We start from the raw sequence: 14,051 nt of genomic DNA on the forward strand, positions 1-14,051 counted from the left end.
AAAGAAATTTTAGGGAATAAATTTTATGAAAAAGCAGATTTCTATCTTTGGACTTGCTCTTGTTTCGGGTTTAATGAGTGCCTGTGGCGGTGGTGGGGGAAGTAGCTCAGACAGTCCTACTGTCACTACACCTCCAAATGTTCCTACGGAAAGTATTTCCCCTGAGCTTTCAGAGGAGTTTGTCCCGTTTGAAGATCAGGATATTGTAAAGAAAATTCGCGATAAAATTTCCGGAAATACCAGTAATGATACCGACTATAATGTTGCTCTAGGTCACATGATTGGAGAAGTATTCGCAGATTATCCTTATGGGCGTACTGCACGTATTATCAAAATTTATAATTTGGGCATCAATAGTATTAAATATCCAAATCTGATCTGTTCGGAAGTCAATACCACTGGTTCGGTCAAAACCCTGAAATTAAAAACAGATAAAGATAACTGTATTATTCTGGATAAAACTTACCGTAAAGGCTCAAACATTACTCAGACGGTGAATGGTGACACGACGACTTTAAGCTTTAGCAATGTCCGTTATGGTTCAAATGTAGATTTTAATCTCAAGGACGACTACCTGATTTCTGGCACAATTGCGCATCGTAAAACCAAAAATAACATGGGGCAATCCGAATCTTATCAAATCGATCAGTTGGAATTCCAGCGTATCGCCGAGACCGGTCAGGCAGGTACTTCTGGAATCGCATTTGATACAAAGAGCAAAGAATATCTGCAGGTGCGTAATTATAATTACAGCTTGGTTGATGATTATGGTAGTGGCAGTAATGGGATTCGTACCTTAACCAGTCGTGGTATGATTATCGGTCAGCCTGATCTGGCAGATTATCGTTACAGTTTTGATTTTAATACCACGACACCATTTAAAATGGATGAAACCGTATTAAATAACTATAAGCATTTGCCAAAAGAGGGCGTGCTTAGAATTAAGGACAGCGATGATCAGGTGATTGAAGTCAAACAGAACCAGCCTGAATCATTGAAGGCTACTGTTTATTTCAATGGCAGTGAAATTGATGACCTGCTATGGTCTACCATTATCGGTGATAAACAATAATTCGAGATGTCAAAAAAGCCCTGTATTTCCAGGGCTTTTTTTGTTATTGATTGGGGAGAAGTCTTTATTACAAAACTATTTTGAATAGCCGTGCTAATAAATCAGGTAACTGTAGCATCCAATAACAATTCGGCGGGATAAACCGCTTGCCATGAAGTTTTAAACTGTTTATGCACTTGGTCAATTGGGAAAGTACTGAGTTTTGCAATATTTTGCGCTTTTTGAATATTGTCGGCGCGCATATATGCAATCAAATAGTCCTGACCATGAAGTTGCAGATAAAACCAGGACTCGACATGAACCTGTTCAGCCTTAAGCGTTTCAATTACTTCGTCTTGACGTGCTTTCAAAGTACGCTGCCAGTCATGAACTTGCTGCATGTGTAAGGGCTTAAGTTGAATGAGAACTGCGCCGACATCCATAATTTTAATTTTCTTTTGAATATCATCATTATATAAATGATTTATATGAAAAAAGCGACCTGAACCGGTCGCTTTTAAGTTGTTAAGAGGCATTTAGTTGGGTTGAACCAATCCAGTGTTTGGAAAACTGATAGGCAGCACGTCCTGAACGTTGACCGCGTGCCTGACACCAGCGTAGGGCTTCAGCACGGGTTTCTGGCGTGAGTTCCATGCCTGCCTTTTTGAGGTAATGTTCGACAATTTCCAAATACAGGTTCTGATCCATTGGATAGAAAGACAGCCATAAACCAAAGCGGTCAGACAGTGAAATTTTTTCTTCAATCGCTTCCTGAGGATGTAATTCAGTATATTGCGGCACATCAACTCGGGTAACGGGCGTATTTTCATGCATGAATTCGGGTAATAAATGACGACGGTTACTGGTCGCATAAATCACAAAATTGCTGGAACCGGACTGTAAAGAACCATCCAGAACACTCTTTAAACTGCGATAATTTTCATCTTCGGCATTAAAGGCCAGATCATCACAGTAGACAATAAACTTCTCTGGACGCTCTGCAATGAGTTGCTGAATTTGAGGCAGATCGGATAAATCATCCCGTTCGATTTCAATTAATCGTAACCCTTGATCTGCATACTCGGTGAGTAGGGCACGAACAATGGAGGATTTACCCGTACCGCGTGAACCGGTCAGTAAGACATCATTGGCAGGTAAGCCGTTTAAAAACTGCAACGTGTTCTGGATGACTTTTTCTTTTTGTCGCTCAATCCCTTTTAAATCGGCCAGTTCCATCTGTCTAAGCTGATGAATAGGTTTGAGTTCACCATGTTGCCATTTATAGGCATGAGCAGAAAAATCAGGAATTTGTTTTAGTTCGGGCAGACTTTGCTGAAGTTGCTGCAGAACAGTCGAAAGGGCATTTAAAATATGGTCAGGTAACTCAATTTTCGCCATGATTTAACATTACAGATTTAAAATTATGGCTAAGATAGTACCATTGCAAAATTCACAGTCAAAGCCAGAAAAGTATGATAATTTGCTTAAAGTAGAGAATTTTCGTTATTGTAGAGGATAGAAAATTTGTACACATTTTCTGGCTCTGGGTACGAGCTGTATCAAGAATAAATATAGGGAAAAGGCAGATGCTGTTTAAAGATTTTACTCAGGATATTAATCCACATCAGGCCTATCGTATTAAAAAGCTCAAGCAGCAGCTGCAACAGGCTGAGTCCTATGAGGAATGGAAATATATTGCCCTGAAAATAGATGAAGAATCAGGTGCACAGGAATGGAAATTTGATAACAGTTCACCCTACTTTGATGCAGAAGTGATCGCACATCGTCTGGGTAAATTACGACGCTATCGACAACAAAAGCGCACCCGTGACCTGATGTATATTTTGCGCGAAGGCCTGAGCTACGATATTGCCAACATTGCCCATCCTCTACTGTTTACCGAAGCCTATGTGGGCACTAAAAGAATTATTGAAGATTATGTCGAAGAAGTCAGCCAAGGCTTAGCCTATATTGCTTCAATAGACTGTACCTGTCTCAGTATGGAAGAAAAAATCGAATATTTTCAGCATTGTCAGCGCGCCTATGGCCAGCCAGCCCTGATGTTTTCCGGTGGTTCGACGCTGGGTCTGTTTCATACTGGTGTATGCAAAGCCTTAATGGAGCAGGACTTGTTGCCGAAGGTAATGTCCGGTTCAAGTGCGGGTGCCATCATGACCGCCATGTTAGGTGTATCCAAACCTTCGCAATATATTGATATTTTGAAAGGCCATAATTTCTTTCATGAGGCTTTTCATTTCCGCACCATGAGTGAATTGATGAAAGGTAATGGTGGTCTGGCGGATGTAAAATATCTAAAAAAATTTCTGGTCGAAAATCTGGGTGATCTGACCTTCGAAGAAGCACTCAAAACCTCAGGTCTGCATATCAATATTGCGGTTGCACCTTATGATGCTGGACAGGATGCACGCATTTTAAATGCCTATACTTCTCCGGATTTGCTGGTCTGGAGTGCGGTACTGGCGTCTTGTGCGGTGCCGGTTATGTTTCCACCGGTTCGTTTGACCAGTAAGCGCTATGATGGTCAATATACGCCTTATATGGGTTCAACCCGCTGGGTGGATGGCAGCGTGCGCAGTGATTTTCCGCAGGAGAAAATGGCACGCCTGTATAATATTAATTATACCATTGCCAGTCAGACCAACCCGCATATCGTGCCATTCATGCAGGATGATATTTCACGTTTCCGTAAAGGTACCTTGACCTGGCCGCAACGGATTGTTCGCCGTCAGGGCGCGGTGATTACCAAAGGCATGATGGATTTTGCCAGAGAGCATGCCGGAAGCTTACCTCCTGTACGCCGTCTGCTGGATCATGGCTATGGTGTAGTTGACCAGCGTTATTATGGTGATGTGAATATTGTCGGTAAATATAGCCTGCGCCACTATAGCTATATGTTGCAGAATCCACGGCCGTATCTGTTTAAAATTTTACAGCGTGAAGGCGAGCGTGCCACATGGCCGAAAATTTCCCTCATTGAGACTCAGGAACGGGTCGGGAAAACTATTCAGCATTGTCTGGAGCTGCTAAATTATCAGCATACACTTAATCCAATACCTGAATACATTGCCACGACTTAATTTAGATCATCTCGATATTTCTGATTTTGAACTACGAACCAAAGCCCGTAGTCTGGGTTTTGGTCGGCGTCTTTATTATGCCAAGGGAAATGCGCTCTGGCTAAAAACCCAGATATCGCATAGATCTGATAGTTTAATATCATCTCCACATGCTGAACTAGGCTGGCAACATGAGCTGGATTTTTATCAGGCTCATGCCAGCTCAAGTGATCTAAATTTTTTCCTTCCACATCAAATTATTCAACAGCCTTTCAAGATCAATCATGAACAATTTGAGCAGGCCTTAATTCTGGTCGATGCGCCGGCGCATTTTCAGATCATGCCGCATCAGCAATCCATCACGCAAATTCGGCAACATTTGCTGCAAGCTGTGGAGCCTTTAATCTGCCTGCAAGAATTGGGTTATTTGCATGCCGATTTAAAGCAAGAACATTTTGTAAATAATCAGGGCAGGGTCTGCCTGCTTGATTTTGAGCATGTCCAAATACTCCATCAGAATGACCTGCATGAACTGAATGCGACACCGCGTTATATGGCACCTGAACTGTTTCAAGGCCAAGCTAAAAGCTTACAAAGTGAAGTTTATGCTTTGGGTGTTATTTTTTATGAGTGGTTGAGTGGTCAGCGTTTACAGGCGACAGATTATCTGGATTGGGCCTTTTTGCATTGTCAGCGTCTGAAAGTTGAGTTACCGCAGCACTTACAGGCTTTTCAAGGCTTATTAGAAGAAATGTTAAGTAAGCAGAAGCAGCATAGATTGGCCGATTTTCAAGCGGTTAAAGACTACTTAATGACTGAAATTGAATGAGAAAAATACAATAAAACTCGGATTGTTTCTTATTTAATCAAACGAGTGTTTTTTTATGATAAACGGCTTGTCAGCTGGAAATGATCTCTATAATATACACAGCCATTGGGGACGTGGCGAAATTGGTAGACGCACTGGATTTAGGTTCCAGCGCCGCGAGGTGTGAGAGTTCGAGTCTCTCCGTCCCCACCAATCGATATTTGGGTAACTGGATATTGGGTGGAAGTAGAGGATTGGTGTAATGGTAGCATGACGGTCTCCAAAACCGTTCGTCAAGGTTCGAATCCTTGATCCTCTGCCAAAGTTTGAAAGAAATCCAACGCTAAGTTGGTACCCTGATGGGGACGTGGCGAAATTGGTAGACGCACTGGATTTAGGTTCCAGCGCCGCGAGGTGTGAGAGTTCGAGTCTCTCCGTCCCCACCATCATATTAAAGCAAGGCTAATGCCTTGCTTTTTTATTGCCTGAAATTTGAGGGCGGTTTTTTTAGTACCAGATTTTTGCTGTCAAGATTGATGAACATCAATGCGTTCTGGGCTTAAATTATCTAGCGAATGATTGCAAGGGCAGGGCTTTAGTAAATTTCATTGTATTGCTGCAATAATTCATGCGATCTGTATATTCAATAATTTAAATGTTATATGGATCAGTCCCATGGTGTCTAACAATTTTATATATTGGTCTAAATAGAGCAGTATTTGCTCAATAGGGAATTAACTGATTAATTTTTGATATAAAAGTATTTAGCTTTTTATAGAACTACTTGTGAATCAGGTCTGATCGCTATAATATACACAGCCATGGGGATATGGCGGAATTGGTAGACGCACTGTGTTCAGGTCGCAGCGCCTTCTGGGCGTGAGAGTTCGAGTCTCTCTATCCCCACCATCATATTAAAGCAAGGCGAGTGCCTTGCTTTTTTATTGCCTGAAATTTGGCAAAGCCGTTGTATTTATGCTGTGTTGTATTCTGATTCCATGCACTGCTTCAAAAATAATTTATGAATAATAGTTTCAGTATTTTGAATGCTCATGTTGATCAAGATTAGAAATTTATTTGAGTTTTAATTTGAAATGTTGGAATTGAATCGAAATGATTAAAAATAACGAATGGGCAGTCATATCTTCAAATCAATCAAATTTTCGACATAAATTTTATAAAAAATTAAACTAACTGTTTATTTTATAGCGGAATAGATTGTGATTGCTTGTAAAATCGCTTGTCAATGCCGGTCTATCTCTATAATATACACAGCCATTGGGGACGTGGCGAAATTGGTAGACGCACTGGATTTAGGTTCCAGCGCCGCGAGGTGTGAGAGTTCGAGTCTCTCCGTCCCCACCAATCGATATTTGGGTAACTGGATATTGGGTGGAAGTAGAGGATTGGTGTAATGGTAGCATGACGGTCTCCAAAACCGTTCGTCAAGGTTCGAATCCTTGATCCTCTGCCAAAGTTTGAAAGAAATCCAACGCTAAGTTGGTACCCTGATGGGGACGTGGCGAAATTGGTAGACGCACTGGATTTAGGTTCCAGCGCCGCGAGGTGTGAGAGTTCGAGTCTCTCCGTCCCCACCATCATATTAAAGCAAGGCAAATGCCTTGCTTTTTTATTGCCTCAAATTTACTAAACAAAGAAAAGCCCATCGAAATGGGCTGAATAACTGGAGAATAGCGCTGTTGAATCAGTGGAAAGATTAATTTATTTTTCTTCTCTTAAATAGAAGCAATCAGGCTTTTAAATGATCTTCAAATTCCTCGCCTAACTGTAGTGCCAGAGCATTACCTGCCAGATCACAGGTCACCAGGCCATATTCTTTCTTGAAGCTGAAACTGAAACCACGATCATCCGCCAGGGTGCGTACCGAATATCCTAATTTTTCTAACCATAGTCGAAATGCAATCAAATTTTTCGCTTTAACCACTTTTTTCACGAGATCACTCCTTCATCATTGTTAAATCTTAAATAAGGGTGAAAAATTATCTTTTAAAGGGCAAATGCCTTTATTTAAATTAATTTAAATGAATTTGTGTATATAGTGAACATCGGTTGATTAAGAAAAAATCAATTTAAACGTTAAGTAAATGATTTTTATCATATTGAATAGGTTGTAACTAAATATTAAGCTTTTATAAGCTATAAATTTGGATAATTAATTTTCTAATTCAATAGCTTATTAGTGAAACAGGTTATTTCCTAATTTTATCAATCGTATGAAATAGAAAATTTCAGATCTAGAATGAGGAAATTAAAATCCAATCGACTTATTTATTAAAAGAATACCGGCTGCTGGTTTTCTGATCTTCAGCTCGATTTGCATGCTTTATACTGTCTGAAATGTAATTCTCAAACTGAATACCCGCACCATGACTGAATTAACCATTGAAGACTATGTGAATTAGCAAATTGAATTAATGCAGCAGCAGGGACTTGATCCGGTTGCTGTGATGTTGGGACATGAAGACTGGTTGAGCTTTAGTATTCAGTCGAAAGTGGCCTATACGCCTTTCGGCAGTGCCCGTCGTTATCAGCCTGCTTTAGGTGGCTTGCTACTGGTACGTATTGATGAAATGCAGGCGGTGCGTGTCGTGACTCAAGGTGAACTGGATACTTATGCACAAAGTAACCAGATTCTTTAACATTGCTTCATGCGATACATACGTTGTCAGTTTTAGTGAATAGAATCCAAGAAACTAGTTACTGCTATCCTACATATCATCATTCGGGATCGACATGGCCAATGTCACTTTTAAAGTTGAACGACAGAACTAATGTCATGCTCTGAAAGCAGACATTTTATTTCTATTTTGGTTTACAGTTTAATTTTGAATAATGCCCATTATATTAAATGGGTGCAAATGAGAGAGGGTATCTAAATCTCACTTGTTAAAAATAGACAGTATAGACAGTGAATCGTTCATGAAGTACATGGTTAAATATCCCAATATTACAAGCCATATCAGGATAATAATTCCTGCTGCCCAACGGTTTATAGGCCTTTCAACTAAGGTTTCTCCAAGAATTCTACAATCATCTACAATGTTTTGTGGGGTAAGCTTGATAACTAATAAAATACCTAAAGGTACAATAATAATATCGTCTAAATACCCAAGTACGGGAATAAAATCTGGAATTAAATCAATTGGTGAGAAGGCATAAGCAGCAATAATTAAAGCTAAAAACTTTACAGAATTGGGCGTTCGCTTGTCTTTTGCAATAAGCCAAACAACCAAGATGTCTTTTTTAATTGATTTAGCCCATTGCTTGATTCTTTGATACATAGCAAATATTAAAAGAACTATAGAGATTTAATCATAAGAGAGTTCTCTTAAAACAATATAGATTTTTATTATCCTATTACGATTTTCTAAAATTAACATAATACGCGTTATACGAAATGCTATTTTTTATTTTATACAAATTATATGTTTAGCGTATAAGTGAAAGCCCAATTCAAGTAAATTGGGCTTTTTTATTCACTTGTTAGGTTCCATGCTGATTATTTAAGCAATGTTCCACGAATTTCTCTAATTTAAATCAATATCATCCTGTTATTTATAAGTCATTATTTCATGTGTTGGAACTGAAATTGGTTTCTAAAAAAATAGAGGACTTGATTAATTATAAGAAAGCAAAAAATGGCACAGAAAGACATTTTTTAGATGGAGATTCAACTTATTCCAATTTGTGCAAAATTTGTACGTGCCTTTCAATAACATTCTATGCATCGCAAATGACAAATAAGTAAGTCGGCTGAAGCATTGATCTTCAGCTTTGAATCCGGTTTAAAACTGATCTTTCAGGGTTCTTAAACGCTGGAATTCTTCCACGCTTTCTGCGCGCAGAAAAGGATTGGTTTGCAATTCATCTTCAATACTACTTGGCAGCGTGCACTGGCCTAGTATACGCAAACGCTCAATATGTTCGAAGCGTTCCAGAATTGCCGAATTGTCCGGTTCAACGTGTTTGGCAAACTGTGCATTCGATAATGTGTATTCATGGGTGCAATAGACTTGGGTGCGCGGTGGCAAGGCAGCCAGACGGGACAGTGAATGATACATCTGTGAATAGGTGCCTTCAAAAACCCGGCCACAACCCATGGCAAATAAGGTATCGCCGCAGAACAGCACATCAATCGCATCAATAAAATAAACAATATGGCCGAGTGTATGCCCGGGTACAGCAATCACCTGGATATCTATTCCATGAAAATTAAACTGTTCTTCATGCTCAAGAGGATGGGTGATAAACGGAATTTTGCTTAGTTCTGCCCGTGGGCCATACACAGGCAGATTTTGTCCTTGGATCAGTTCCGGCACACCGCCAATATGATCTTTATGCCAGTGAGTCAGCCAGATTTGACTTACAGTTAAACCGTGTTCGGCACAATAGTCTTGTACCAATTCTGCTTCGGTTGGATCAATCACAGCCACCTGATGCGACGCGGTATGTTCAAGCAACCAGATATAATTTTGCAGTGAATTCTGGACATCAATACAGTGAATTTTAAAGGGTGTCATAGCACATCACATCAAATGAAGATTATAGATAAAGTAGCATAATTTCGGATACTCTGGTGCTGGTTGATATCGTCTGATCATCCGCGATTACTTTCATTTATTCCAAATTTGAAAAATTTATAATTCCGGATCATCAATGCTCACCGCATTGCCGATGGTGTAAAAATGCCCGCCGGCTACATGATGAATACTTTTCCACTCTTCATCCACTTCATGATAATGCCAGTGGCCGTCGCGGAAGACCCGATCATCGGCATAGGCTGCAATCACCTTGCCTATAAACAGGTCATGCATTTGCTGGTTATGCGGCTCAGGAATCATCTCGCAGAGTATCCAGGCCGCACAGCCTTGTACTACAGGAATATCAGCATCAGGAAAATGAAATAGTTCTACTCCGGATTGTGCCAGTTTGTCAGGCACATCATGCAGGCTCTGCGTACCCAGACGATAGACCATATTCAGTTGTTTCAATGTTGGAATTTGCAGCGCGAAATAACCTGATTTTTCAATAATATTTCGGGTTTTGGTACTTTTGTCCAGAACCACGGTCACTTTGGCAGGACTGAATTCCAGTGCGCATGCCCAGGCCGCTGCCATGACATCTGTATCCTGCTGGTCTTGAGCAGATACCAGCACAGTAGGTCCATGGGTAATCAGACGATAAGCTTTTTCTAAGGGAACACTTTGAAGATGGGAGTTTGTCATGCAGCACCATTTGCTCTATTTATTTAATAGGCTAGATTAATGAGATCATTAACATATTCAAGTTCCTTCTTGCAAAAAAGCTTTTAAACTGGAGATCGTTATATTCAGGAATTCAAAAAATGAAAATGTACCAGGTCGATGCGTTTACCACAGAACTGTTTAAAGGCAATCCCGCAGCCGTGATTGTGCTGGATGAATGGCTCGAAGATGGTCTGATGCAAAATATCGCCTTGGAAAATAATCTGTCTGAAACGGCTTTTGTTAAAGTTATCGATAGCGATAATTATGCCATCCGCTGGTTTACGCCAACCAAGGAAGTAGATTTTTGTGGTCATGCGACATTGGCCAGCAGCTTTGTACTATTCAATCAATTTGATACGGGGAAAACGATTCATTTTCATGTAAAAGACTTAGGCATTTTTGTAGTCAATCAGGATGCAGATGGCAAGATCAGAATGAACTTTCCAGTTCGTCGTGCAGAGCCAGTTGCTGAATATCCTGAAGCTTTAAGACAGGCCTTGAGCAAACCGTTTAAACAGGTTTATCTGAACGCGCAGGGCTATATTGTTGAATATGAATCGGTACAGGATGTGCTGGATGAAACGCCTGATTTTGAATTGTTGAAACAGTTGAATGGCAAACGTACTGCGATTACTGCTCAAAATACCTATTTAGATGTTGCAATTACTTCACAAGATACCCAATACGACTGTATTTCACGTTATTTTGCACCGAGTAATGGAATCAATGAAGATCCGGTAACCGGTTCAATTCACACTGGAATTGCGCCGCTCTGGGCCGAGAAACTTGGTAAAAATGAACTGGTTGCCTATCAGGCCTCGGCGCGTGGTGGGGTGCTATATTGTGCCTTGCAAGATCAGAATCGAATTGAAATTTCCGGTTACGGCAAGCTATATATGCAGGCTGAGATTTATCTTTAATTTTTTAATTACATAGAACTACATGTCGTCAGGTGAGACGGCATGTTATTTTGATGGTCCGGCTTGGAATAGATTATTCAGAAAAAGAATCATTCTCTAAGAAGGGCGCGAATAAAAATTTATATTTATAATTTGGATGAAGAATGTTGCTACGTTATAAAAATTTAAGTCTGGCGATTGTATTGTCTGGCTGTAGTGCACTGAGTTTTGCACAACCTGTTTTGGTGAAAACGGAACAAAATGTTGAAGAATACCGACTGGATAATGGACTGCGCATTATCCTGGCACCGAATGATAAAGAAAATAAAGTTTTTATGAATACGGTCTATCTGACCGGCTCCCTGAATGATCCTCAAGGCAAGGGCGGTCTGGCGCATCTGCTGGAACATTTGGCCTTTAAAGGCACAGAAAATGTCAAAGGGGATGAATTCCAGCGTCGACTGGATCAATATACCTTGATGACCAATGCCAGTACCGACTATTACTCAACCAAATATACTAATGTGATCCGTCCTGAAAAAACTGCGCTGAGTGAAGTCATTTTTCTCGAAGCCGAACGCATGGACAAGCTGGTGCTTCAGGAAAAATATGTACCGACTGAAATTGATATTGTAAAACGCGAGCGTGAAATTCGTCTGGATCAGCCATTTTCAGTATTGATCGATCAGGTGTTTAAATCTGCTTATGGCAATCAGTATTTAGGCCGTTTGCCGATTGGTGACCTAAATGAGCTGCAATCAATCAATATGCAGGAACTAAACCATTTTTACCGTCAATGGTATGCACCGAATAATGCCTTTGTGGTCATTTCGGGCAAATTTGATAAGGCCGAAGTCTTAAAACAGCTGGATACGCATTTCAGTCCGATTCAATCCCGAAATGTACCAGCGCAAGTGAAAGTCCCAGCGCTTAAACCAGAGCAAATCAAACAGCGTGAATTTACAGTAAAGAAAGGCAGTGATCTGGCCAAGTTTAATCTTTATTTGAATCAATCCGAAGAAAGCATTAAAACGGCTTTGGCTGTTTCGCCAACGCTCTATACTTTGCAGCCAAGTGGACATCTCTATCAGAATATGGTGGAAACTGGGAAGTCAACAGCGGTGCAATCCAGTACCTGGCTGGATAAAGACTTTAATCTGGTGTTTATGGGAGCAATCTATGCTCCGAATCATCAGGCACAAGCGATAGAGCAGGGACTGATTCAAGGCGTAGAACAGAGTCAGCCATTTACCGAAGCAGAATTAAACCGGGCTAAAAATCTGACCCGAAATCAGGCCGACAATATTAAAAACAGTGCGACTGCTTTGGGTTCACGTTTAAGCGATTATGCAGTGGCGTATTCAGGTGACTGGAGCCAGTATTTTAAAGATCTGAATTCAATTCAAAGCCTGAGTGTGAATCAGGTCAATCAGGTCTATAAGAGTTTTTTAAAACCTGAATACCGTATTTCTGGCAATATTTTACCTACCCCGGAAGATCAGAAGAAAGCGCAGGAACTGGCACAGACAGAAGCACCGGCAAAAACTCTGGATCAGCAGGCCGAAACAGAAGAGCCTCTGAAAGATGTCAGTGTCTATCAGGCTGAAGTAAAACAATATATACAGCAGTCCAAACAGTATTTGCATAGTAAAGACAAACAGATTCAGCGTGGCAAGTTGAAAAATGGCATTAAATACGCGCTGTTTCCGACGACTACACGCGATGATAAAGTCTATGCCACAATTTCACTGGATTTTGGTAGCGCTCAAAGTCTGATGAATAAAGGCGAGATTCTTGATCTGACCGCTTATTTAATGTTGCGCTCATCGAAAACCCAAAGCTTGCAGCAGATTGCCGATAAAATTATTGAAGTAGGCGGTTCGGCGACTGCCAGTGCATCCGGCAATGGCCTGACCTTGCAGATCAGCGCCAAAAAAGAAAAGTTTGAAGAGTTTTTCCAGTATGTGGTTGATGTACTGAAAACGCCGGCATTTGAGCAAAGCCAGTTTGACTTGATCAAGAGTCAAACTTTATCCAGTCTGGATCGTCCTTACACTGAACCAGATACCGTGTCGAGCTTGACGATAGCGCGAACTCTCGAGATCTATCAGCCTGGCGATCTGCGTTTCCATTTCGAGCCTGAACTGGCCAAAAAACAGTATCAGAAAGCGACTCGCGAACAGGTTATGGCACTGTATCAGCAGTTTTTAAAAACCCAGCATGCACAAATCGCGGTCACAGGTGAGTTTAATCCAAAATCGATGCAAAAAACGCTGAAAAACAGTTTCTCAGACTGGAAAGCTACACAGCCTTATGAGCGTCTGAAATCGGAATATCGAAGCTATCCAGCCCAGAAAATTCATGCGTTGTCTGAGCAGCGTGAATTCGGGAGTTATGAGGCATTCATGAGCATGCCGGTCGGCGCAGATCATGCCGATGCACCTGCATTACAGGTATTTCGATATATTCTGGGTGATTCACAGTTATCGTCACGACTGGCACAAGAGCTACGCGAGAAAAATGCCCTAGTCTATGGTTTTAGTGCAGATGTGCAACTCGATGAATGGGCAGATGTGGGCGCCATGATGATTAGTGCCAATTATACGGCTGGAAAATCCGCACAGGTTTCTCAGGCAGTGCATAAGGTACTCAATGAACTGCTGACACGTGGCGTGACTGAACAGGAAGTCGAAGCGGCAAAAGCCAGTATCTTGAAACAGCGTTTAACTGCACTCGAAGATGATCGCCGTATTCACACTATGTTGATTCCACAGCTGGAAAAAGACCGTAATCTGGTTTACCGGGAAAAACGTGATCAGGCGATTGCTCAACTGAGCAAAGCCGATATTGATGCCATGATCAAAAAATACATCAAGCCGGACCAGCTGGTGGAAGTGATGGCTGATCAGTACGGTAAGCAAGTTAAAACATCATAGTGTTGATAAAAAA

The 14,051-nt window shown here is 41.0% G+C and carries 12 protein-coding genes and 7 tRNA genes; 13 read left to right on the plus strand and 6 right to left on the minus strand.

The window, feature by feature from the left end; translation table 11 throughout:
* The first annotated feature begins 25 nt into the window (after positions 1–25).
* Positions 26–1,072: a hypothetical protein gene (locus F893_RS08330; protein ID WP_004280028.1), complete on the plus strand. Its 1,047-nt coding sequence runs from the start codon at positions 26–28 to the stop codon at positions 1,070–1,072.
* A gap of 101 nt (positions 1,073–1,173) precedes the next feature.
* Here F893_RS08330 and F893_RS08335 read toward each other — a convergent pair whose 3' ends face one another.
* Positions 1,174–1,587 carry a DUF6176 family protein gene (locus tag F893_RS08335; RefSeq protein ID WP_005251455.1) on the minus strand — a complete coding sequence of 138 codons (414 nt, stop codon included), beginning with the start codon at positions 1,585–1,587 and terminating at the stop codon, positions 1,174–1,176.
* The gene (locus F893_RS08340; RefSeq protein ID WP_004280026.1) at positions 1,577–2,449 is read right to left on the minus strand and encodes an ATP-binding protein; all 873 of its coding nucleotides are present in this window, start codon (positions 2,447–2,449) and stop codon (positions 1,577–1,579) included. The genes F893_RS08335 and F893_RS08340 overlap by 11 nt, the downstream gene beginning before the upstream one ends.
* A 188-nt stretch (positions 2,450–2,637) precedes the next feature.
* Between F893_RS08340 and F893_RS08345 the strand changes: the two genes are divergently transcribed.
* The 9 genes from F893_RS08345 (at position 2,638) to F893_RS08385 (ending at position 6,534) form a co-directional block, all read left to right on the plus strand.
* Positions 2,638–4,149 carry a DUF3336 domain-containing protein gene (locus F893_RS08345; protein ID WP_005251456.1) on the plus strand — a complete coding sequence of 504 codons (1,512 nt, stop codon included), beginning with the start codon at positions 2,638–2,640 and terminating at the stop codon, positions 4,147–4,149.
* Positions 4,136–4,957, plus strand: coding sequence for a protein kinase domain-containing protein (locus F893_RS08350; RefSeq protein ID WP_005251457.1), 822 nt, complete (start codon positions 4,136–4,138; stop codon positions 4,955–4,957). Before F893_RS08345 ends, F893_RS08350 begins: the two co-directional genes overlap by 14 nt.
* A gap of 107 nt (positions 4,958–5,064) precedes the next feature.
* A tRNA-Leu gene (locus F893_RS08355) sits at positions 5,065–5,149 on the plus strand.
* A 35-nt stretch (positions 5,150–5,184) separates the two neighbouring features.
* Positions 5,185–5,258: transfer RNA gene (locus tag F893_RS08360), tRNA-Trp, on the plus strand.
* A 39-nt stretch (positions 5,259–5,297) separates the two neighbouring features.
* Positions 5,298–5,382: transfer RNA gene (locus F893_RS08365), tRNA-Leu, on the plus strand.
* A gap of 377 nt (positions 5,383–5,759) precedes the next feature.
* Positions 5,760–5,845: transfer RNA gene (locus F893_RS08370), tRNA-Leu, on the plus strand.
* Between the two features lie 371 nt (positions 5,846–6,216).
* Positions 6,217–6,301 (plus strand) — tRNA-Leu (locus tag F893_RS08375).
* Between the two features lie 35 nt (positions 6,302–6,336).
* Positions 6,337–6,410 (plus strand) — tRNA-Trp (locus F893_RS08380).
* A gap of 39 nt (positions 6,411–6,449) precedes the next feature.
* Positions 6,450–6,534 (plus strand) — tRNA-Leu (locus tag F893_RS08385).
* Between the two features lie 152 nt (positions 6,535–6,686).
* Here F893_RS08385 and F893_RS08390 read toward each other — a convergent pair.
* Positions 6,687–6,890: a hypothetical protein gene (locus tag F893_RS08390; protein ID WP_004280022.1), complete on the minus strand. Its 204-nt coding sequence runs from the start codon at positions 6,888–6,890 to the stop codon at positions 6,687–6,689.
* A gap of 481 nt (positions 6,891–7,371) precedes the next feature.
* Between F893_RS08390 and F893_RS08395 the strand changes: the two genes are divergently transcribed.
* The gene (locus F893_RS08395; RefSeq protein ID WP_004280021.1) at positions 7,372–7,596 is read left to right on the plus strand and encodes a hypothetical protein; all 225 of its coding nucleotides are present in this window, start codon (positions 7,372–7,374) and stop codon (positions 7,594–7,596) included.
* Between the two features lie 240 nt (positions 7,597–7,836).
* Here the strand turns inward: F893_RS08395 and F893_RS08400 are convergent, their stop codons facing one another.
* From F893_RS08400 to F893_RS08410, 3 genes are all read right to left on the minus strand, one after another.
* On the minus strand, positions 7,837–8,238 hold the full coding sequence (locus F893_RS08400; RefSeq protein ID WP_004280020.1) for a YkvA family protein: 402 nt from the start codon (positions 8,236–8,238) through the stop codon (positions 7,837–7,839).
* A 504-nt stretch (positions 8,239–8,742) separates the two neighbouring features.
* A complete protein-coding gene (gloB, locus tag F893_RS08405) occupies positions 8,743–9,477 on the minus strand; it encodes a hydroxyacylglutathione hydrolase (protein ID WP_004280019.1) in 735 nt (244 codons plus the stop codon).
* 117 nt (positions 9,478–9,594) lie between these two features.
* Positions 9,595–10,182 carry a flavin reductase family protein gene (locus tag F893_RS08410; protein WP_004280018.1) on the minus strand — a complete coding sequence of 196 codons (588 nt, stop codon included), beginning with the start codon at positions 10,180–10,182 and terminating at the stop codon, positions 9,595–9,597.
* A gap of 119 nt (positions 10,183–10,301) precedes the next feature.
* Here F893_RS08410 and F893_RS08415 point away from each other — a divergent pair, with 119 nt between their 5' ends.
* Together F893_RS08415 and F893_RS08420 are read left to right on the plus strand one after the other, a co-directional pair.
* Positions 10,302–11,123 (plus strand): PhzF family phenazine biosynthesis protein, encoded by an 822-nt coding sequence (locus tag F893_RS08415; RefSeq protein WP_004280017.1) that lies wholly within the window; start codon positions 10,302–10,304, stop codon positions 11,121–11,123.
* 143 nt (positions 11,124–11,266) lie between these two features.
* Positions 11,267–14,038: a M16 family metallopeptidase gene (locus F893_RS08420; RefSeq protein ID WP_004280015.1), complete on the plus strand. Its 2,772-nt coding sequence runs from the start codon at positions 11,267–11,269 to the stop codon at positions 14,036–14,038.
* The last annotated feature ends 13 nt before the right edge of the window (positions 14,039–14,051 follow it).

This window comes from Acinetobacter sp. CIP 102136, from assembly GCF_000369685.1.
Lineage (GTDB): Bacteria > Pseudomonadota > Gammaproteobacteria > Pseudomonadales > Moraxellaceae > Acinetobacter > Acinetobacter fasciculus.

Bases quoted from the DNA above. Each gene is read 5' to 3' on its own strand.
- F893_RS08330 (WP_004280028.1), top strand. From the start codon at position 26: ATGAAAAAGCAGATTTCTATCTTTGGACTTGCTCTTGTTTCGGGTTTA.
- F893_RS08335 (WP_005251455.1), bottom strand. From the start codon at position 1,587: ATGCCTCTTAACAACTTAAAAGCGACCGGTTCAGGTCGCTTTTTTCAT.
- F893_RS08345 (WP_005251456.1), top strand. From the start codon at position 2,638: ATGCTGTTTAAAGATTTTACTCAGGATATTAATCCACATCAGGCCTAT.
- F893_RS08420 (WP_004280015.1), top strand. From the start codon at position 11,267: ATGTTGCTACGTTATAAAAATTTAAGTCTGGCGATTGTATTGTCTGGC.
- F893_RS08340 (WP_004280026.1), bottom strand. From the start codon at position 2,449: ATGGCGAAAATTGAGTTACCTGACCATATTTTAAATGCCCTTTCGACT.
- gloB (WP_004280019.1), bottom strand. From the start codon at position 9,477: ATGACACCCTTTAAAATTCACTGTATTGATGTCCAGAATTCACTGCAA.
- F893_RS08400 (WP_004280020.1), bottom strand. From the start codon at position 8,238: ATGTATCAAAGAATCAAGCAATGGGCTAAATCAATTAAAAAAGACATC.
- F893_RS08415 (WP_004280017.1), top strand. From the start codon at position 10,302: ATGAAAATGTACCAGGTCGATGCGTTTACCACAGAACTGTTTAAAGGC.
- F893_RS08395 (WP_004280021.1), top strand. From the start codon at position 7,372: ATGCAGCAGCAGGGACTTGATCCGGTTGCTGTGATGTTGGGACATGAA.
- F893_RS08410 (WP_004280018.1), bottom strand. From the start codon at position 10,182: ATGACAAACTCCCATCTTCAAAGTGTTCCCTTAGAAAAAGCTTATCGT.